The following is a 21,843-nucleotide window of genomic DNA, read 5'->3' as shown; positions in this document are numbered from 1 at the left end:
TTCGTATTTTCACTATACCAAATTTAAAACCATGAAACGCCTCTCCGTAATTCTCTTACTTATTTCTGCAACATTATTAAATGCGCAGACTTTACACCTCAAAAAGAAGCAACAGTTCAAGTATGAGACGCTGGATTTTAGTAAGTATGAGCCAAATGTACCCTCCAGCAATTTGAATTATAACGTTATAAACTTCGAGGTACTGAAGGCTTCAAAAGGCCAGTATTTGTTAAAAGTCACAGAACCTACCATACTTTCCGTATCCAATGGGAAACTTTCAGATTCCAAGTTGCCGATGCAGGAGCAAAACAAGACATTTGAAGCCGTTGCCGCTAAGGTACTGTCCACTTCACCTTTATTTCTGACCATTGATAAACAGTATAATGTTTTAGGTATAGCCGGCATGGATCAATTACGGGCCAAGATAGCAACGGCGCTCGAAGAACAAAAAATTCCTGATGGAGATCAGCCGAACAAATTCCTTTTGGAGCATTCTTATAGTGATGCCAAGTTTATTAGGAAGTTGAAGCGTATTTTTCCAAAAGGGGATGCCCTCAACCTCGATTCTGCTTATGTTGGTAAAGGGAAGACTAAAACCGGTAGCTCAAAGAATGACGGGGATATCGTTTGGGTTGACCATGAAACTCTGGATAGCAATATGACGAGCACTAACATGGGCAAGGAGAAAAAGACAGGCCTTTTGATGAATTACAGACAAGATTATGTATCGCAAACCTTACTATTGGACACGAAGAAATTATCTTTTAGCGCCAACAGTGACGCTATAAACCTGGTGAGTTCTAATATTAATAACCTGGGTTTTGATAATTTACTATTTGAAGAGTTTGACAAAATCTTTCATTATAAAGAATATTACACACCAGAACAGATTGCTGTACGACATCTCGCTGGACTTAGCGATAAGCTCCAGAATCAGAAGGGAAAACTAGGTGTAGCAGATGAAGTTAAAAGGCAAGTAGACTCCCTTGATCGGCTTTTTAGTGATGACAATTTAAACTATTGGGCTGCAAGGCTTAATCTTGCAGGTCTAATAGGTGATAGATCTTATGGAGATCTTTACGAAAAGGTTCCATACGATGCGCTCACAAGAGATTACCACGTCATGATGAAGGCGAGACGCGAGTACCAAGCTGGGAATTCAAATAACTTGAACTATGCAATTGAACTGCTATTCAGGAAGTTCTCAAGGATGAGCGAGCAAGGATATCCGCTAAATATGCACATTATTGAAGGCCTGTTGCATAATGATCTGGCGAAAGATGTCTTGCAAACAAACAATATAGAGACCCTGCGTAAAAAGCTTAAGCTAATTGAAGACACTGAACTTTTGAAGAACCCAAAGGTTGACAAAATGTTTCTTGCGCTTAAGACATACACGAGAGCGAGACTTGCTAGTACTCCAGACGAAATTATTCCGCTTACTAAAATATCGTTCGACGGTCTATCAAATAGAAAAGGCAGATATCGCATTTTAATATACGATGAACTGGTAAGGGCTAAAGTGGCAGATTCTGTTCGAAACGCATACCTGGACTATTCCATCGAACAATTTAAAAACACACTCGCCGCACTTGCCAAAGGGGAAGACAGAGTGCTCACGCGAAAATATTTAGCCGATGCGTATTATCGGAAAAGCCTATTAGATAGCAAAGGAAGCATTTCTTACCTGAGCTTAGCCGGAGATTACATGCCTGATCAGCAAGATAAGCTAGATGCCAATTATACCCTGGAGCCAGAGTACGTGTTTTTGCCTGCAAAGGATTACAATCAAATGCTGATGAGTAGTAGCGGTAGTAGCTTGCTTACTCCTGAACAGAAACTTTACAAAATGATAGACTTGCTTATTATTGAGCCGGAACGCTATGAGCAAATTAAAGTCGATTATGTTAAGGCCTATCCCAAAGGTGATTTTAAGATGTTTCTCAGTAAAGCATTAAAAAGTAAACTTCCAAGCACTCCTGCATTTCTGCTCAAGGAGACTTCTGGCCGGTCCGTTAGTAGCAAAGTTTTCGAACAGCCCTTCACTTTTATAGACTTCTGGGGCACCTGGTGTCTGGCATGTGTAGATGAGATTCATTTGGTTGAGGCATTGCATGCTAACAACCCTGCACCTGAGAAATTAAAGGTCACTACCATTGCCTGTTACGATAAAAAGTACCTGGTTGATGATTTCATGACGAAAAAGAAATATGGATATCAAGTGCTGATGTCGGATGGCCAGGTAGAGCACGACTTCAAGGTCTCGCATTACCCGACAAAGGTGTTGTTACTTCCTAATGGCGTTTATCTTGGCATCCCTTCTAGAAGCGAATATTCAACGCTGATTACTAAATACTTAGACTGGGAATTATAGGTCATTCTTTGTCAAATATGTAATAATAATTATATCTTGATTAGGTCAATCGTATATTATAATGAATAAGAAAACGCTCTTCGAAATTACGCTAAAAATTGTTGGACTCTTTGCATTATGGACCTTCCTTCAATCCCTGGGAGGTATATTATCTACATTTAGCATAATTGCCATGTTTATAAGCAATGGAGGGTTTGAAAATATTTTTATGGGCTTTGTTGCCATCAATATGCTTTTTGATAGTATAGTACCTGGTGTTGTTGCTTTTTGTTGCTTGTTTAAGACCGGAAGAATTGTCTCAATCTTAAAGCTTGATGCAGGAGGGGAAGACAAGGTTGCTTTAAACCCAAGGTTGGTTTATAACGTAATCGTTCTGGTTGCTGCACTTGCCATTTTTATGCATGGATGCGCTAACTGCATAACTTACAGTTACAACAGAGAAACGAACACTTCGATAAATATGGTAAATGGCGAGGCAAATAATGTCACTTCTTTAAACCAAAAGGAAACCAGAAATGTGAACTATTTTGCATTTGCAGAAATAATCATGGGACTAATGATCTTGTTAAAATCAACAGAACTTACCAATTGGCTGCTTCAGAGGTACGAAGATAATTTCTAGAGGCTGCTGAAGATTGATACACCGTTGTCATCGACACCAACATTTCAATAAGAAACAACCATCACTGCAACCTCTCCCTCTATATTGAAGATCATCTAACTTCTGCTGCCGCAGGTGCCTCCATTTTGCCAATTAGAGTTAATTCCATCTCCTTAAAGTAAAAGCCAGCCCTCTTCCTAACGCGGGATCCTTGTCGAAAGTAACCTTATGCGTCAACGCAGGGCATCGAATTAGTTATCTCGAGAATTCTGGGCTTAACTGCTGGTCGATTTTGGAGATCAGTTCGTCAAAATCGAATGGCTTTGCTAGATAGTCTGACGCTCCCGCTTGATTAGCGATGGTTTGACCTTCCCTGCTTGCAGAAATAACAATTACTGGCAGGTCCTTCGTTTCTGGATTTTTACGTAGGCTTTTTAAGACGTAGTCACCAGATAGCACCGGCATCCAAAGGTCTAAAATGATCAGATCGGGTGACCGCGTTTCTATTAGGTGATTTAAGTTTAAGCTATTCTGTTCGGTAATAATTTCATATCCAGTGTCTTCTAAAATCATTTCAAGCATATCCAAAATATCCTCATCGTCGTCACAGATTAATATTTTCTTGTTAATCATTATCGCTTTCTTTATGGATTGGTAATGTAAAATTAAATGTGGAACCTTTGCCTTTTTCGCTCTCCACCCATAAGGTTCCTCCGTGATTTTGTATGATCTGGTCACAGATATAGAGCCCAATACCCATACCTGGAAAACGATGCTGGATCTCCCCAGCCCGGAAGAAACGCTCGAACAGTCGCTTCTGATCTTCAGGTGCTATACCCATCCCGTAATCAGTCACGGAGACTTTAACATAATCACTAACTATAGAAACGTAAATCAATATATCCCTGGATTCCGGCGCATACTTTATTGCATTTGAGATCAAATTGTTCAACACTTGTATCACATGTGACTCGTCAGCCGATATCCTAACACCGCTTTTTCCTTTTATAATCAAGTCATGATGATCAGATGCGCTTTGTATTCCCTCAACGGTCTCTTCAACCGTTTTATCGAAATCAAATTCTTCTTTATGAAGCTCAAGATTTCCAGTCTGAATCTTAGAGACATCTAAAAGCTCTGCAATCAAATTATTCAATTTGTTCACCTGCAACGAGGTCTTACTTAGGATTGATCTGAATTTGTCACTTGCATCCGCAGATACACTTCTCTCTAGCGCTTGTATGTATCCTTTAATAGTGGTCAGGGGGGTCTTTAACTCATGGCTAGCTATCGAAAGGAAATCATCCTTTCTTCTGTCAACTTCGCTGCGGTCCGTGATGTCTTCTATTGCTAAGAGAATCTGGTCTTTGAATTGACCTTCATGCTCAACCCTGTAAGCATTAAGCAACATCAGTTTTTTTCCGATGTGTGGGAAATCATGTTCAACTTCGAAATCTTCAACAGGATTATTTGTAGGAAGGATTTCAGTAAGCAGCGTCTTTAATTTTGGGATATCCCACTGATGGTTCCCCAATTCGTAAAGCAGCTTTCCTGCCGTTTCGGCGATACTAACCTTAAAGGTTTTCAGAAAGTGCGAGTTTGCACTGACTACGTAAAAGTTAGGGTCCAATACCAGAAGACTTTCCCTGACAGTAGAAATAATACTGGAAAGAAACTGTTCGCTTTCCTGAAGACTTTTGGTCCGATCTAGCATTTGTTTTTCCATCTCTCTCTGGTTCATTGTGAGTTCCTCCTCTAGCTTCTTCCTGGGAGTTACGTCATTTTGAACGCCAATGAAATGAGTTATGACACCGTTTTGATTGTAGATAGGAGACATGTAGAGCTCATTCCAAAAAAGTTCGCCATTCTTCCTATAATTCCGAATTTCCACCTTGCATTCAGTCCCGTTTTCAATCGCATTTCTAAGCGCAGATCTGGCTTCCTGCCCTCGATCGTCCTGCTGCATGAACCTGCAGTTGTGCCCAATAATTTCTTTGCGGGCGTAGCCGCTCATAAATTCGAAGGCGGTATTGCAATAGACAATGGGATTGTCTGGTTGCGTATGGTCCGTAAGCGTAATACCAGAAATGGAGGCGTCAAGAGCCTTAGTTAGGAGCTCGAAATCCTGTTCCCGGGTTTCACTCGAATAGATAAACTTACCCTGAGTAAAGTTCATTAAATTCTAATTTTACTGAAGAATTTACTTTGCTTCCTGACCTTGCACAATTGGCAAGTAGGTCATTAAGGTTTTGGGATTCAATACTAAAACCAATTTTCTCTATCAGGGGGCTTTCTTCGCCTTCTATGGTAGCCCATTTATAGGTCAGGTAAGCTCCAAGTTTAGGATATATGGTAATGCTCTTATTGTAATCGCTTATTACGTTGTAGGTTGCGTCTTCATTTTGAGTCACTGAATATTTTGTGCCCTCTACGTATAGTATCGAATGTTTCATTCTTTTCTAACATTGCTCGTCAGGCAAAGGTTTAAGATTTATATAAATTGAGTATTAGCTGTCAATTTTCTGCAAATACTTCACTAAATTTCACAATGTGGTTGTAACGAGTTGTTAAGTAGACTATTATGTTTCTCAAGCAACTGTATATATTTAGCCATTAAAGGATCGTTCTTGTTCACCAATTGATTCAATTGTGGAACATCAGAATGTTTATGTTCTTTGGTTGTTTCAGCTTTCCCGAATAAACCCAGGAAATCCATTGAGCAATTGACATTCAAAGCTTTTTGAATCACTATAATTGTTTCGGAACTGAGCTGTGACTGATTTAGCCAATTATAAACCATGCGTCTATTTACGTCAATTTTTATTGCGAATTCCGCAATACTGTAACCTTTTTCTCTGATAAACTGTTCCAAAAGTTGTCCATGATGCTCCATCTCTATTATCTTATTATTTGGTTAAATCCGTACTTAGTTAAAGCTCTACACAACTGCTGCTTACAAGCCTGTCGCTATGCAGGGAAATCTTACTTATTAATTCAAAAAGGTCAAAAGGTTTGTAAATGAATTCATCACACCCAAAACTTCCAGCACGCCAACTTGGGTTCTGCCCGGCTGTAAAAATGATAATCGGTAAATGTTTCGTTTCTGGTTGTCCTTTCAGATACGCACACAAGTGGCCTCCGTCAACACCATTTAGCATCAGGTCAACTAAAAGGACATCAGGACTGAAACTTCTGACCAACCCAACGATGTCATCCACCTTAGAAACGCACTTTGTATGGTACCCTGCATCACTAAAAGCCATTTGCAGAACATCAAGAAGATCTATATCATCATCTAAAACCAATAATTTTTTCATAGCAGCGTCTCGTTTCCCTTTCATTAAAAGTTTTGGCAATGTACTGCTAAGGATTATCACCACTTGAGTATAAATACGTTCTTTTTAAATGATTATTACGTGAATATTATTTAATTATCCCATGAAGCATCGCAAAGCGGATCAATACCACAGTATTCTTGGACGATGTTTTATTTAATAGGTGTTGACGCTGATTTTCAATCGTTCTTACGCTTGTAAATTGCTTTGCAGCAATCTCCTGGTTTGTATATCCATCGGCAATCAGGGTAAGAAGCGCGACCTCCCGGTTGGAAAAGTCAATTTCAATTGGGTTGTTTGTTGTAACCGGTGCAGGGACCGTAAGCATACGGTTTAAAAATCTGCCTGAAAGTTCAGCACAAATATAAAGACCGAATTCATAAGTATGCCTGATTGCAAATATGAGCTCACTAGAGCTTACGTTTTTTAACAAATAACCGCTTGCACCTGCCTTAATAGCTTTAAATACATACTGATCGTTATCTAACGCAGAAAGGACAATTACCTTGACTTCAGGGTGATGTTTTGTTACCCACTCTGTTAAGGGTATGCCAGCCATTACTGGCATATTCATATCAGCTAGAATGATATCGACGGCTATTCCAGAGGTCATCAGGTCTACGGCCAGTTGTCCGTTATCTGCCTCACCAGAGATGATAAAGTCCGCTTCTCTTTCTAGAATTGCTTTAATGCCACCTCGAACTAAAAGATGATCTTCTGCAAGAAGAATATTAATCTGGCCATCTCCCATATCAGGTTGTGCTAGGAGTAATAGTTATATTATAAAAGCCAAGTCGGTTCTTAATGCTTAGTAAGCCCGAGCCACCGAGACTATTTTGCTGTTCCGAATCTTGGTCTAATACATAAAATCCCACAGGAGCGAGGTCGTAGACACCACTGAACTTTAGTTGTTGCTGTTCGAGTTTCTCGTTTGCTACCCGTAGATCATCGTTTTGTATCTCCAATTCTGTTTGATGCAACTTCAATTCCTCCAGGAGGCGTTCCATCTCGATCTCTTTTGATGTTTTTATATCAGATGACGACTTGGGGGGTTTCATGGATAGACAAAATTATGAAAGTGTCAGTATTCGCTGTCTCAAACACTGGCGTCACGCTTATTAAATAGACTCCGGAATGATTTCCATTTAACTCAAATTCCCTAAAAATTGTTTCGGACCTTTGTAAACACTGATCAATAAAAACCGCAAATTCATCTTTTAAACTCAAATCAAGCAGATCGTCCACTCTTTTGACTGCCAAAACCTCCAAGCTGGAATTACAAAAATCGGCAAATGGTTGATTGGCGACTAAGATCCGACCCTCAACATTAAGATGTGCAATGGCCTCAGTAGACGTTGTAATGCTGTTAATTAGATACCCACGAACCACAGCCAAACCCGATTCCAATCGCTTATAATCTGTAATAGGAGTAAGCGTTAGTACGGCACCAAAAATATAGTTATCAAGTGTCCGGTAAGGCATAACACGCAAGCGATACCAGTCTCCGTTTTTCATTTTTAAGTCTGTAACTTCCACAACCAGGTTATCAATTACGTTCTTAATCATACTTTCCTCCAAAGGTGTTTCAAAGTTGGAAACAATATGGTTTATAGGTCTACCCACATCGCTGGCTATTAGATTGAATATCGGTCGTAAAGAAGGAGTGAATCTTAAGATCTTCAAATCATTGTCTAAGAACAATGTTCTAACTTCTGTGGAATCCAGAAGATTCTTCATGTCATTGTTCAGTAGCGTCAGTTCTTCTGCCTTAGATTGATATTGGATGTTAATCGTCATCAATTCTTCGTTCAGTGACTGCATTTCTTCTCTTGTTGTTAAGGCCTCCTCGTTAGTGCTTTGCAGTTCTTCATTTATACTCTGCAATTCCTCATTGCCAAGCTTTAATTTTTCGAGAGAAAAATCCATACGTTCTACAGTATTAGACAGTTTTTGCTTGGTGAACAAGAGTTCGTCCTTGAGCAATTTTGTTCCTCTGGATTCTTTAATCAAATTCGGGGAGGCTTTAGCACTAGTCACCATTCCTTGCTGCTGAAAAGCAATCAAAACCAGTGGATGATTTTCCGATTCAGAAATCGTCAGACATTGCACATCAATGGGAAACAGATTCGAACCTTCTTCGAAGAGCACGATTGTACTGCATATTTTCCCCGGGGATTGGAGTGCTTGTTCAATCCCGGTACCAATTCCATATTGAAATTGTTCTTTTGCAAGTTTGTACACATTATTTACTACAGTTTCTCCACCAGGAAGCTCCAGGTATCTGCTTGTTTTTCCATTGTTATACAAAATGTCGCCCTTGTCATTCACCAATATAGAAGCTGGTGTAAAGTTATCAATCAATACTTTATTAAAAGTGTCTCCTATTGTTCTCTTATTAATTTCTGTTGGTAGCTGTTCCAGAGCTTTTACCGGCTGCTCTCTGCTGAAATTGAAAGGGAATTCGGTGAGGTTGTTTAGTATCATCTTGCCGCTTTTCCGGCGGAACAGCTTCCATTTTGGATCAACTACTGAGAACATTTCCATAAAGCCGCCAATACTTTCCGCAGGGCCCATTAACATTAAACCATCCGCATTCAGAGCATAATAGAACAAGGGAATTATTTTTTTCTGTAGCTCAGCAGTGAAGTAGATCAACAGATTTCTGCAACATAGCAAGTCTAATTTTATAAATGGCGGATCTTTAATGAGGTTTTGTGGCGCAAAGACAATGATATCTCTTAATTCTTTTTTCACCTGGTAACGGCCATCCTCATAATGAAAGAAACGCTTAATTCGCGCCGGCGATACGTCAGCAGTTATATTGGAATGGTACATTCCGGTTCGGGCATGTTCTAATGCACGTTGATCCAAATCAGTAGCATAAATCTGAATCTTTCTGTTTCCTGACTCGCTTGCGTCTGCGACACATTCCATAAGCAGCATGGCGATTGAGTATGCTTCTTCACCAGTGGAACATGCGGCTACCCAAACCCTAATTGGCTCATTGTTATGCTTATTAGACAACAACTCATTGATGCTAATTTTAAGTGATTCAAAAGCAGCACTATCCCGGAAAAACTTGGTGACCCCAATTAAAAGTTCGTCCATTAATATAATAATTTCTTCAGGATGGTCCTTAAGATAATTGGCATATTCTGGATAGTCGTAAAATTGATGAAATGCAACCCGTCGGTCAATCCTACGGACTATGGTGCTTTTTTTATACAACGCGAAGTCATTTCCCGTTTGAGACCTCAAGAGCATAAGTATCTGTTGAATTGCAGTATTTCGTTTTGGACTCATCCGGTTTTCGTCCGTTGCCGCTCCATGGTCAAATACCGGGTGATTCATGAACTGTATGATCTTTAAGGGCATTGTTTCTGGCGAAATGACGAAATCTACCATGTTTGTGCCGATAGCCGCCAAAGGCATGCTTGCATATTGCGCGGTTTCAGGATCTTGAGCGATAGTTAGGCCAAGGTTCTCTTTGATCATTCGTACTCCTGTTTCTCCATCAGCACCCATACCGGAGAGCACAATAGCGATGGCCATGTTCCATTGATCATCCGCCAGACTTTGAAAGAAAAAGTCTATGGGTTGCCGTACAACTTTAATCTCAGTTTTAAGTAGCAATAGTTTCCGGTTATGGATACCCATATCACAATTTGGTGCAATAATATATACATGATTGGGTTCAACGACCATACCATCCGTAGCCTCAGCGACTTTCATTGGGGTGTAATGCTGGACTACATCACTTAGTCTGCTTTCGAGGTGCGGAGCCAAATGCAGGACGATGACAAAAGCCATTCCGCTATCGGCTGGCATACTTCTAAAAAACAATTCAATGGCCGAGAACGAACCGGCAGATCCGCCAAGGGCAACGATCGGAAAGGAAGATTTTCCTGGGGATTTCGCTTTTAAATCTGGTAAAATCCCTTTATGAGATTCTCTTATCAAGGGCTTTTCCATAAATAGTAACAGTATTCAAGTATGGATAAAAATAAAAAACTTTGCTAATTAATACTCACGAAGCCCATAAACTTTTGTTTATGAACAAGAGGTTGATCTGGTAAGGTATTAAAAGACCAAGGCACCTTGTAGGTGCCTTGGTCTAATTGTAAAAGTCGTATGAATTAAGCTGTCGCTAAACGAATTCCTGTACTAGGAGTCTTTTTTAGTACGTGGGTTTTGGCCTGCTTTCTTTTCCATGTCTTTCACTGTTTTATCTTTGAATTCAGTAAGCGCATCCGCCAACTTCTGCATTTCCGGATCCAATCCTGGAGCAAATTCCTCCGGACGTTCTGGTGCTGGCGTATATGGATAAGATTCTTTAGGCTCTTTCAATGTAGTTAAAATTGTTCCATCATTAGCAGGAGCAGTGCCTTGGAAGATTTTGTCCATTTCTGAACCATCTAGCCTAAAAGTATATTGTTCACGGTTGATACCTAGATCAATCAATTTCTTAACTTCTGGAAATTGAGAAGAATCAAACTTAGGAATTGGTAACGCTTTACCCCAGTCAATACCCAAGGTTTCAAGAGCTTTTGCAAATGCCATTTCATGTGCCTCATCGCGTGCAATAAGGAAAGCGACAGTAGCACGAAGCGTTTTATTCGAAGACATTTGATAAATTCTGCATTTTTGTAATCTTCCAGTGGATTCCAGAACAAGGTTGTCCATTAGATCGAGCACCAAATTACCGTGATTATGCACATATGATCCGCTCCATGGATTTCCTGCTGCATCTACGGGTAAAGCACCTTGGGCACCATGAATAAAGTGATGTGGATTCTTTTGATCTTTAGCCATATTCATAACAGGATCTCCACCTTTTCCTGGTACGTCAAATTTGTTTCCGTGATATTCAGGTGCACCGTCAAGCAAGCGGGATATTGTTTTTGTGATCAGCTCAACGTGGCTAATTTCTTCAATCCCGATGCCTTGAATCAGGTCGAGGTAGGGTATTCCATCTCCTCTAAAGTTGAAACTCTGAAATAGATACTGCATCATCGTGCGCATTTCACCAAACTGGCCACCAAGACCTTCCTGAAGTGCGTTTGCTGCCGATGGATTTGGCTGATCATCTACGATCGGGTTAATTAGACTTTGAATGTGATAAAACATAATTTCTTGTTTTAAAAGGTTAAACTTTAGCGCTTTATAACGCTCTTTGTTGCACAACCCGTTTTGGCAAGCAATGTTTAAATTATGATGATAAGTAATATTGATCTGGCTATAAATAATTTCTATATTTAAATACCAAATATTAAATCATGAAACTAACATCTAATCTCTCGCTGGTACTACTAATGTGCTTACCGTTGGCCTTCGCTTGTAAAAAATCAGGTGAACCCTCAGAAAAACCTGTTGTCGCTAAGAAAGTACTCAGTCGAATTATTCACGTGGACAACGACAACAAAACTTCCTTCTCTGTTTTCAACTATGACGAAAAGGTACGTTTGAAGAGTGTAACCAATGGTAGTACTACCGATGTGTATCGTTATGATGGAGAAGACTTATCTTATGTTGAATATTGGTTAGGTACAAACAAGACCGAAAATACAGTGAGTTATGTAGATAAAAAGCCTGTTAAAACTGTTAGAAAAATGTATAACACCGGCACGCTTGTAAAGGAAATGACGATGGGTTATATTTACGGTACTGGCAATTATCCTACTGAGATACATGTGACCGAGGCCGGAATTGTGCAAGTCAAGGAAAAGTATCAGTACTCGGCGAATAGTAACGTAACACGGATTGAAAGCCAGTCAAACGTGCTGATAATTACAGAATTTACTTACGATAATAACAAAAATAGGTTTACTAATTCCATGCTAGGTTATACGATTTATGGTGAACCATACGATCGTTTATCACCTAACAATGTGCTAAAAGAAAAGATTATTTATCCGGATGGTAGTTACCTTGAAATCAATAATACGTATACCTATGATGCTGACGGTTTTCCGGTTACACGGGTTTCTAAAGCACTGCATTCCATAGCTGGTAACGTGGGAACCGAAAAGTACACTTATGAATATCAGATGTTGTAAGCGTCCAAATAATAGGCTTCGAACCTTCATTAATCCAGTGGTACACTAAAATAAAAAGTGCTGCCTTCACCTGGCTCACTTTCCACCCAAATCTTACCATTATGACGTTGAATGATCTCGGCACATAGGTATAGTCCGATCCCAAATCCAGCGATATTCGCAGCATTCCTTTCTACCCGGAAGTAGCGGTCAAACAGTTTATGTTGATCTTCAACCTCGATCCCCATCCCTTCATCTTTTACACTAATTTGAGCATTTCCATCATTTGTTACACAAGCAATATTAATCGTGCTACCCACAGGCGAATACTTCACGGCATTGCTAATAAAGTTGTTAATGACCTGCCCAATCTTATCCTTATCGGCAACCACAACGGTTTCCAAAACAGGGGCAAAGATCACCTTGTGACTGGTGACTGTCGCTATCGAATCTTCTTCAACTTCTTTTACTAAATCCGCCATATTGAAGCTTTGCTTGTCGATCTGAATTTTTCCGGATTCTAAGCGAGAAACGTTCAAAAAGCCATTTACCATCGTGATCATCTTTTTAACCTGATTCGCTGATTTTTTAAGTGTATTCAGTAGGAACCCATCTTCGGCTTTTTGAGCTTTATTTTGAAGAATATATAAATAAGCATTCAAAGAAGTAAGCGGCGTTTTAAGCTCGTGGCTTGCCATGCTTATAAAGTCGTTCTTTCGCTGCTCGTCCTGCTTTTGTTCCGTGATATCGAGTACTGAACCAATAAATCTTAAAGGCTTATTGTCTGTTTTGAAGTAAACTTGTCCTTTAGCCCTTACCCAGCGCAATTTTTCATCCTCGACGCCTACTGTTCGGTATTCTATGTCATAAGCGCCATTGTTTACTGACTTATCAAAGACATCATCAAGGACTGATTTTACATGTTGTGTGTCGTCCGGGTGGAGATTAGCTAAAAAGTCATCTTCAAAACTTACTTCATTTTCATGATTGATACCGAATAGCTGCCTACAACGAAGATCCCACTCCATATAGCCGGTCTCCATGTTCATATCAAACGTTCCAAGTTCTGCTGCTTCCTTGGAAAGCCTCACTTGTTCATAAGCCCTTGCCAATTCATCTTTGGAAGTAATATACTCCGTTACATCAACCACAAATAGCATCACTCCAATGATGATCCCATCTTCAATAAGCGCGGTGTATGTAATGTCATAATAGCCAAGTTGCGGAGTCCCATCTAATAATATCTTGATGGGTGCTGCGCTTATTTTATTTCCTTTTCCACTTCGATAAGTGTAATAAAGTTTCTTTATAATGTGCTGTCCTTCTAATTCAGGAACTACTTTTGACCAGGGCTTGCCTTTTACTGACGGATCTTTACCAAGCATTTGCAGCATCGACGCGTTAATCTCCTCGAACACCATGTTGGCACCACGAGTAACTAATATTGCAGTTGGTGAAGAATGAATGATATTGCGGAAGCGTTCGTGGCTTTCTAAGAGCGCTAAGTTTATTCTTTCGAGTTGCTGTTGTACGAGGTTAAGCTCTTGATTTCTGGTTGTCAGCTCCTGGTTGGTATCCGCAAATTCCAGGTTCCGTAAATTAAGCTCACTATTTAGCGCTTCAATTTTTTTGTTTGCAACGGCCTCTTCGGTGACTTCAAATACAAGCACCAAAATCCCGTCCACCTGATTATCTGCATTAACCCTGGCCTGGTAAACGAAGTTAAAGTACCGATCTTCGACCAAACCTTCTTGAATATAAGCTAAAGGCACCAGCAGGGAATTAGCTTCATAAGTTTCTCCTGTGTTGTAGACTCCGTTTAGTGTATCTTCTATAGGGGTCCCTTTAATTTCCGGCAATGCCTCAGCCACGGGTAGGCCAGACAGCTGTCTACCAGGAAATAGTTTTTGATATTCCGGATTAACCAGGGTGTAAATGTGTGTAGGACCTTCTAGAACGCAAATACCGGCTGGCACCTGCATGAAAAACCGGTTTAGACGATCCCGTTCAATCTGTAGTTGCCGCTTTGCGAACGACAGATTTTCAACCAGGTTACCTTGCAATTCGTTGGACGAACGCAGCTCCTGGTTTGTAGTTTCCAGCTGTTCGTTCAAGCCCTCTAATTGCTGACGTTGCTTTACCTGAGCGGTGTTTTCCAGCAGCCAAATTGCTACTTTTGATACCTGCCCTTCTTTATCCTTAACCGGGCTGAAGACAAAAGTAACCACTGCCCATTCTTGTTTCCCATTCATTGTTAGACTAAAATCTACTTCATCGGAATAATAGGGATGGCCACTTTCAATTACTCCACTAAGCGCCTCTTCGTACTGCAGCCTTGCCTCTGGAAATGTATCCCAGTATCCTTTACCATAAACTGCATCATATGGCTTCCCTGCAAGTTCCAAAAACTTACTATTAACCGTTTCCGCACGCAGCGTATCTGAATCAAGAATGCAAATGCCAATTGGTGCATGGAGCATCATATTGTAAAGGTCGTTTTCGTTAGTTAGCAGCATAATTTTAATCGCATTGATGTGTCAATATTAATAATCGTGCCATCAATTAAAAGCACCTCTATTCCAATGCGCTCTAAGTTAGGTCTTGGATGGCGGCTCTATATTGCCTAAATTACCAGAATTTGGCCCAAACAATCTTCATGCAAAGCAAAAACGATAAGATCTCAGAGTTAACCGAGCTTAATGAGGAGCTCGAGAATTATTTTTTGAATACCATTATTCCACAGCTGTTTGTAGATGCACAACTTCGCCTGAGAAAATTTACTCCCCCGGCAATGAAACAGTTCAAGCTGAAGGAAGAATACATAGGAAAGCCGCTTGCAGATATCGTAGAGACGTTCCGCTACCCCACAATCATAGAAAATATCCACGCGGTAATCGAATGTGGTGAGATTCTGGAAAAGGAGATCCAAACCACCGACAGGGATTGGTTCCAGATGAATATCATTCCATACAAGATCAAAAGCACAAATTCAACCAATGGGGTGATCATTACCTTTGTAAACATTACGCCCCGAATAAGAGATTTGAAGGAGCAGGAAAGAATGATCGCTGAACATGAATTGCTTCTTGACACGATAGCCCACGACATTAAAACCCCGATTAGCACGCTTAGCCTTACCATTGAGCTGATAAAGAAGCTGAGCCCTGAACAGATTGAGAAACTCCCTACATTGCTTTTAAAGCTTGAAAGTGGTCTTTCAGGCATGATGAAGGTTGTAGATGGTCTGATGGATAGCCGTCTTCAGCCTCATGGAGCCGAGGCAGCAGAAGAGCTGTTGGACCTTCAGAATGTTATTGAGGACGTTAGGTTAACTTTATCTCAACAGATCCAGGAACGAAATGTAATCATCAAACTGGATCTGCAGGATACAGAGATCACGTTTATCAGGCGTAAATTACGCAGCGCACTGTATAATCTGATTGCCAACGCAATTAAATATACGCCCGCGGATCGGAGGCCAGAGATCACCATTAGCTCCAAAACAGAAGATGATCAACTTGCCCTCTCAGTGAGCGACAATGGTATTGGAATCAGCGAAGCGGACAAAAAACTGATCTTTGAAAAATTCGAACGCATCCATTCCAATATAGAAGGCACCGGGGTGGGACTTTACCTCGTGAATACAATTGTAACTACCGCAGGAGGAAATATCTCTGTTGAGAGCGAACCCGGAAAAGGAACGACATTCAAAATAAAGTTACAAAAGACTCCAATTCCAATTCTTAATTGAACGGACTAAGCGCTATTGCCTTACGTTCAAGCCCGCTGGAAAATGACTTCAGGAAATCCAGCATTGGATGATCAGTTTTGTTATAGATTAATAATGACTACATTCTAAAAGTATTTCCCCAATAGAGAATTTGTTAAACTTTTACTTATTAGATTGCACTATCCTTAAAATCAGATCCTGTTCCAATACCCGGTTATTATATCGTTCCTAATCTACATTTATGTCTTCAGCCGCTTATACGGGCATTATTTCCCCCTCCTTACAAGCCAATGGTAATGCAGTGATGTGCGGCCCCATCTGTGGACCAACTCGTGCAGTTGTGTCGGCCCCAACGGCAATTGGCAGCCAGGTCGCTGACTTCTTCAGTAAAATATTTGATACGGATGATTTCCCGGCCAGGTGGCATTGCGGTAATTGGACGGACTTTCATGGCTGGTTGTATATTCTTTCTGATCTGGCGATCTGGGGCGCTTACTTTGCCATTCCTATATTGCTTTTTCGTGTGCTTAGAAAGCGAAAGGACGTCCCTGTCAACAGGGTCATACTGCTCTTTCTGGCTTTTGTCTTTCTATGCGGCTTGACGCATCTCATTGATGCTGTACTGTTTTGGTGGCCGGCCTACCGGTTAAGTGCTCTCCTGCGTCTTGCTACTGCAGTTGTTTCCGTTTTTGCGGCCTATGCGTTGAACCGCATTTTTCCAATGCTTTTAGGTTTACGCTCCATCAGGGAGCTGAAGATTGAAATTGAACGACGTAAAAAGACAGAAGAGCGTTTATTAGCCAGTGAGTTTCTGCTTTCTGAAGCAGGTAGGATTGCAGGTGTTGGGGGCTGGGAACGTGACCTTATTACTGGCAATCGCATCTGGTCGAAGACAGTTTATGATATTCTGGAAATTCCTTATGACCAGGACCTTAACAAAGATTTCCCAGCAACTTTTCTTCCGCAATATCGAAAACTTTTAGATCAGGCGATACAAGATGCTCTGCTAAAAGGCAGTAAATGGGACATAGAGATGCTTGCTCAAACCATGGGGAACAGAACCCTTTGGGTAAGGCATATTGGAGAGCCGGTATTTAACAGTAAGGGAGAGGTTGTAAAGCTTAGGGGCACCCTTATGGATATTGACCAGTATAAGAAAACTGAAATAGAACTTAGCCAGGCCCTGGAGGTTACTCTGGAGCAAAAGCAGCAAATAAAGAACTTTGCGTACGTGCTTTCACACCACATCAGAAATCACACAAGTAACCTTGAGGGATTATCGAACCTGATTGATGTGGAGTTGATCGGCGAAGAAAACCGGCAACTCATGACAATAAGCCGACAGGAAACAAGTGCGCTCATGAAAACACTGGATGACCTGGCTCAGGTGATCGAAACCCAGGACCAAAAGACGTCTGATGAGCAACTAAGCTTAGAAGAAACAGCCAATGACGCGATTCAAGCCCAATTTTCTCAAGTTAGCCAGGTAGATGTATTAAAACACTTTGAAGTAGCTACTGTTCGCTTTCCAGGTCTTTACATAAAAAATATCTTTAAGCATTTGCTTTCTAATGCTTTGAGGTATAAAGATCCGACAAGAAACCTTCGTATAGAACTTCGCTCCTATCAAAATACCGACGGTGAAAATGTTATAGAGTGCACAGACAATGGTCTGGGTATGGATCTTGAAAGGTACGGACATAAACTATTCAGCCTTTACACCACCTTCCATGGTTCTATTAGTTCAAGAGGTGCTGGTCTGTAGATCATTAAAACTCAAATCGAATCTCAGGGTGGTAAAATTACGGCCAGTAGTAAGATAGGAGAGGGCAGTACCTTCCAAATCACATTCCCGGTTCAAAAAACTAAGATGTAATCAAAAATTCTGAGCCATACAGACAAATTAGTTGAGCCTTGGAAGAAACTCCAGAATGTTTTATGTGTTGATCTTTACAACATGAAAAACATTACAAAAATTCAATTAGGTCAAAATGGTCCGCTTGTGTCAAAACTTGGTTTAGGCTGTATGCGTATGTCTTCGATCTGGGGTAGTTCTACACCTGATGAAAACGAAAGTATCGCTACGATCCATGAAGCTTTAGACAGGGGTATAAATTTTATAAACACCGGTGACTTTTACGGTGCCGGTCATAACGAAATGCTGATAGGAAAAGCGATTCAAGGAAGGCGCGACGAAGCGTTTATCAGCGTTAAGTTCGGTGCTATCTTTCATAACGGTCACCCGCTCGGAATGGATTTTCGCCCCATCGCTATTAAAAACTTTATTAATTACTCGCTGACCCGTTTAGGGATTGAAACCATTGATTTGTATCAGCCCTGTCGTATGGATAACAGCGTACCTGTGGAAGATATTATTGGAACAGTTGCCGATTTGGTTCAAGAAGGTAAAGTACGTTACATTGGCGTATCGGAAATTACGGCGGAACAACTTCGTCAAGCTAATAATGTTTATCCAATTAGCGCGTTAGAGATCGGTTATTCGCTGGCTGACCGTCAGATTGAAACCGAACTGCTCCCGGCAGCAAAGGAACTGGGCATTACTGTAGTGGCTTTTGCCAATACTGCTGAAGGCTTATTAACTGGTGACTTGAAGGCGCCGCTTCCTGCAAACGATTATAGACAAAGCTTTTCCCGTTTTCAGGGTGAAAACTTGATACATAACCTGGAAAAAGCTGAAGTTTTAAAAAAGATGGCGACCACTAAGGGATTCAATTCGACGCAGATTGCAATTGCTTGGGTAAAGGAGCAAGGGAATGATATCATGACTTTAGTTAGCATGAGTAAACGGTCGCGCTTACCGGAGAATATTGAAGCGATGGATATTACATTTACACCCGAAGAAATGAACATCTTAAACACTACTTTTGCAGTTGGTGCTATACATGGTGGCACTTATTTGCAGCGATAAATGACCAGTCCCGAAGAAATTTTACCAGGCGTGATCTTCTATTCTTACCTTTCTGCCGAGCGGAAGGAAAAAGTATGTTTCTGGAACCACCATACGTTGATACTGCAGGTTTCAGGACAGCTCACCTTAGAAACCTCAGCTCAACAGATCTCGATGAACGGTGGAGAGATGCTGCTGATTGGCAAAAATCAGTTGGGTACGCTGACTAAGACACCGCTTCCGGGGGCGAATTATGAAACCATCGTGATATCCCTGCAAGAGGATCTATTGCGGAAAATTGTCCTAGAGGAAAAGCTTGAGGCAAATGAGAAGTATCACGGTTCGCCGAACGTTTTGGTTCCTTCTAATGAATTTTTAAAAGGATATTTTCAATCCATCGTACCTTATGCCCGAAGATCGGGAGCAGACATGACTGACGAAATGGGTATCTTGAAAGTAAAAGAGGGTGTTAAACTACTGCTACTTGCCCTGCCGGGCCTTCGCAACCTTTTATTTGACTTTTCGGATCCTCATAAGATTGACCTGGAGAAGTTTATGCTTAGTAGCTTCCAGTTCAATGTTCCTGTCATCCAATTTGCGCAGCTGACTGGTCGCAGTCTGGCAGGCTTTAAACGTGATTTCCAGAAAACATTTGGCTTACCGCCACGGCAGTGGCTTCAACACAAACGCCTTATTGAGGCAAAGCACTTGATCGAAACAAGAAAACTTAAACCCTCAGCGATCTATCTGGACTTAGGTTTTGAAAGTCTCTCACACTTTTCACACTCATTTAAAAGGAAATTCGGTAAGGCGCCCACTGAGCTGACCTATATTTTAATGCTTGCCTTCCTTACAAAGGGAGCGTGAAATGGAAGGTACTTCCTTTGCCGAGAGTACTCTTAGCCCAGATGTCTCCGTGATGCCCTTTTATGATTTCATAACATAAGTACAAACCAATACCAAATCCAGAGACCCCATTATTACTGTCTTCAACTCTGTAATACCGTTCAAAAAGCTTTGGAAGGTTCTCTTCGCTAATTCCATGGCCCTCATCTTGTACGCTTACAGTTGCCCAGTCACTACTCCTAACACAATCAACTTTTATATTGCTTCCCAAAGGTGAATATTTCACTGCGTTATTGATAAGATTAGTCAAAACCTGGCCTATCTTATCATGGTCAGCTAGCACAAACATTTCCTCCACAGGCGCGAAGATCACATTGTGACTGGTAACGGACGCTAATGTTTCATCATTCACTTCGGCTATTAAGGTGGCCATATCAAATATAGTTCTGTCAATACGTATTTTCGCCGAATCCAACCGGGAAACATTTAGAAATCCATTGATCAAGGTTGTCATTTTGCTTACTTGTTTACCGGTCTTTTCCAGTAACGATCTGGATAGCGCATTTTCCTCTTTTTGAGCTTTATTCCCTAAAATCTGCACATATCCATTAATCGAAGTCAAAGGGGTCTTAAGTTCATGACTGACCATACTGATGAAGTCACTTTTACGCTGGTCGTTCAACCGCTGTTCGGTGACATCTTGAATCGTACCTAAAATTCTCAAAGGCTTCCCGAGATTATTCTTTTGAACAATTCCGCTGGTTCTAAGCCACTTGGATGTTTTTGTTAAATAGGTATTTATCTTATATTCAATGATAAAGTGGCCCTTGTGCTCAATTGCAGCAGCCATGGCGTCACTTACACTTTCAGTATCCACCGGGTCGATGATAGACAACAATTCATTAAAAGTAAGTGGTACATCATCAGGGATACCTTGTATATCCCTTCCACGATCTGACAGCGTCAATTCCCCATTATCCAGATTAGTGATCCAGATTCCCAGGCCTGATGATTGCATGGCCAACTGTAATAAGTGTTCACTTTCCTCCAGTTTAGTCTTTGAGATAAGCAAATCCTCTTGACTTTTAGCAAGTTTTGCATTTATCGCAGATAAATTTTCATTAAGCTTTGTTAGTATTGCTTGATGGTCTTTTTGCTGTGTAATATCCACAGTAGAGCTGATGTAGCCAGCGAAAGCACCATCTGCTGTAAATCTGGGTGTTCCCCTTGCCATAAACCAACAGTAAACACCTGATTGGGTGGGCAATCTAAACTCCCACATCCAAGGCTCGCGTCTTCTAAACGCTGATTGGAAGATGGCCATTACACCTTGCTTATCGTCCGGATGCATAAGATCAACCCAGCCGAATTCCAATAATTCGGATGAAGATCTACCTGTTGCAACTTCCCAGGCTTTATTAAAATAAATTGCAGCACCAGTTTCATCAGCTACAGCAATCATTACATCGGTTCCCTCTGCCATCAAACGAAATCTACCTTCGCTTTCATCAACAGCATTCTGTTGACGTATTTTCTTAGTGATATTCGTCGTCGTGTTTGTAATATAAGCAACCTGACCATTTTCATCCAGGATCGGCTCATTTACATTTGTCCAATAATGCGTCTCCTTTTCATTAGTGTTAGCAATGCTGATCTCATACTTGAAAACTGGCAATTCATCTTTCTCACGGGTATTGATCACTCGAACAAATGAGCTAAACACACTGTCCTTTTCGTTTGGATCTGAATGAGCGCCGGGATAGGTTTGAAAGAGGCCATTACCTAAAACTTCTTCTCGCTCTTTGTGAGTCAAAGAAAGGTAAAGGTCGCTTGCAGCCAACACAGTAAAAGTGGGTGCATCAGCTTTGATAATCAGTGACCTTGATGCCCCTTTGAAAAATGCTTGAAACTCTGCGCTCTTATAAAACTGATCACTAGTGGACATATGGTATGATGACTGAAATAAGTTTAAACAACATCAAAAACGAAAAGTTGTTCAACCGTATTTCCTTTT

At 40.9% G+C, this 21,843-nt stretch carries 18 protein-coding genes; 7 read left to right on the top strand and 11 right to left on the bottom strand.

The window, feature by feature from the left end; all coding sequences use genetic code 11:
- Positions 1-31: 31 nt before the first annotated feature.
- A complete protein-coding gene (locus tag WKF66_RS17200) occupies positions 32-2,374 on the top strand; it encodes a TlpA family protein disulfide reductase (protein ID WP_489675727.1) in 2,343 nt (780 codons plus the stop codon).
- Between the two features lie 61 nt (positions 2,375-2,435).
- Positions 2,436-2,996, top strand: coding sequence for a hypothetical protein (locus WKF66_RS17195; RefSeq protein WP_489675726.1), 561 nt, complete (start codon positions 2,436-2,438; stop codon positions 2,994-2,996).
- Between the two features lie 234 nt (positions 2,997-3,230).
- Here WKF66_RS17195 and WKF66_RS17190 read toward each other — a convergent pair whose 3' ends face one another.
- The 9 genes from WKF66_RS17190 to WKF66_RS17150 form a co-directional block, all read right to left on the bottom strand.
- Complete coding sequence (locus WKF66_RS17190) at positions 3,231-3,608, bottom strand: response regulator (protein WP_489675725.1); 378 nt, start codon at positions 3,606-3,608, stop codon at positions 3,231-3,233.
- Positions 3,601-5,151, bottom strand: a complete 1,551-nt coding sequence (locus tag WKF66_RS17185; RefSeq protein ID WP_489675724.1) for a sensor histidine kinase — start codon at positions 5,149-5,151, stop codon at positions 3,601-3,603. The genes WKF66_RS17190 and WKF66_RS17185 overlap by 8 nt, the downstream gene beginning before the upstream one ends.
- Positions 5,132-5,428 carry a hypothetical protein gene (locus tag WKF66_RS17180; RefSeq protein WP_489675723.1) on the bottom strand — a complete coding sequence of 99 codons (297 nt, stop codon included), beginning with the start codon at positions 5,426-5,428 and terminating at the stop codon, positions 5,132-5,134. Before WKF66_RS17180 ends, WKF66_RS17185 begins: the two co-directional genes overlap by 20 nt.
- 83 nt (positions 5,429-5,511) lie before the next feature.
- Positions 5,512-5,868, bottom strand: a complete 357-nt coding sequence (locus WKF66_RS17175; protein ID WP_489675722.1) for a helix-turn-helix domain-containing protein — start codon at positions 5,866-5,868, stop codon at positions 5,512-5,514.
- Positions 5,869-5,905: 37 nt separating this feature from the next.
- Entirely contained in the window at positions 5,906-6,316 is a 411-nt protein-coding gene (locus WKF66_RS17170; protein WP_489675721.1) for a response regulator, read from the bottom strand.
- An 82-nt stretch (positions 6,317-6,398) separates the two neighbouring features.
- A complete protein-coding gene (locus tag WKF66_RS17165) occupies positions 6,399-7,061 on the bottom strand; it encodes a response regulator (RefSeq protein WP_489675720.1) in 663 nt (220 codons plus the stop codon).
- A 1-nt stretch (position 7,062) separates the two neighbouring features.
- Positions 7,063-7,368: a hypothetical protein gene (locus WKF66_RS17160; protein WP_489675719.1), complete on the bottom strand. Its 306-nt coding sequence runs from the start codon at positions 7,366-7,368 to the stop codon at positions 7,063-7,065.
- Entirely contained in the window at positions 7,343-10,282 is a 2,940-nt protein-coding gene (locus WKF66_RS17155; RefSeq protein ID WP_489675718.1) for a CheR family methyltransferase, read from the bottom strand. Before WKF66_RS17155 ends, WKF66_RS17160 begins: the two co-directional genes overlap by 26 nt.
- 192 nt (positions 10,283-10,474) lie before the next feature.
- Positions 10,475-11,437, bottom strand: a complete 963-nt coding sequence (locus WKF66_RS17150) for a manganese catalase family protein (RefSeq protein WP_489675717.1) — start codon at positions 11,435-11,437, stop codon at positions 10,475-10,477.
- A gap of 149 nt (positions 11,438-11,586) precedes the next feature.
- On the opposite strand from WKF66_RS17150, the gene WKF66_RS17145 reads away from it, so the two are divergent.
- Positions 11,587-12,366, top strand: a complete 780-nt coding sequence (locus WKF66_RS17145) for a hypothetical protein (RefSeq protein WP_489675716.1) — start codon at positions 11,587-11,589, stop codon at positions 12,364-12,366.
- A 29-nt stretch (positions 12,367-12,395) separates the two neighbouring features.
- Here the strand turns inward: WKF66_RS17145 and WKF66_RS17140 are convergent, their stop codons facing one another.
- Positions 12,396-14,861: an ATP-binding protein gene (locus tag WKF66_RS17140; RefSeq protein ID WP_489675715.1), complete on the bottom strand. Its 2,466-nt coding sequence runs from the start codon at positions 14,859-14,861 to the stop codon at positions 12,396-12,398.
- A gap of 140 nt (positions 14,862-15,001) precedes the next feature.
- Between WKF66_RS17140 and WKF66_RS17135 the strand changes: the two genes are divergently transcribed.
- From WKF66_RS17135 to WKF66_RS17120, 4 genes are all read left to right on the top strand, one after another.
- Positions 15,002-16,096 (top strand): sensor histidine kinase, encoded by a 1,095-nt coding sequence (locus tag WKF66_RS17135; RefSeq protein ID WP_489675714.1) that lies wholly within the window; start codon positions 15,002-15,004, stop codon positions 16,094-16,096.
- A 220-nt stretch (positions 16,097-16,316) separates the two neighbouring features.
- Positions 16,317-17,840, top strand: coding sequence for an ATP-binding protein (locus WKF66_RS17130; RefSeq protein WP_489675713.1), 1,524 nt, complete (start codon positions 16,317-16,319; stop codon positions 17,838-17,840).
- A 192-nt stretch (positions 17,841-18,032) separates the two neighbouring features.
- Positions 18,033-19,004, top strand: coding sequence for an aldo/keto reductase (locus WKF66_RS17125; protein WP_489675712.1), 972 nt, complete (start codon positions 18,033-18,035; stop codon positions 19,002-19,004).
- On the top strand, positions 19,005-19,850 hold the full coding sequence (locus tag WKF66_RS17120; RefSeq protein ID WP_489675711.1) for a helix-turn-helix domain-containing protein: 846 nt from the start codon (positions 19,005-19,007) through the stop codon (positions 19,848-19,850).
- Here the strand turns inward: WKF66_RS17120 and WKF66_RS17115 are convergent.
- Positions 19,834-21,774 carry a PAS domain-containing sensor histidine kinase gene (locus WKF66_RS17115; protein WP_489675710.1) on the bottom strand — a complete coding sequence of 647 codons (1,941 nt, stop codon included), beginning with the start codon at positions 21,772-21,774 and terminating at the stop codon, positions 19,834-19,836. The genes WKF66_RS17120 and WKF66_RS17115 overlap by 17 nt on opposite strands.
- Positions 21,775-21,843 lie beyond the last annotated feature (69 nt).

This window comes from Pedobacter sp., assembly GCF_037719805.1.
Lineage (GTDB): Bacteria > Bacteroidota > Bacteroidia > Sphingobacteriales > Sphingobacteriaceae > Pedobacter.
This window is presented reverse-complemented; position numbering and strand designations above follow the sequence as displayed.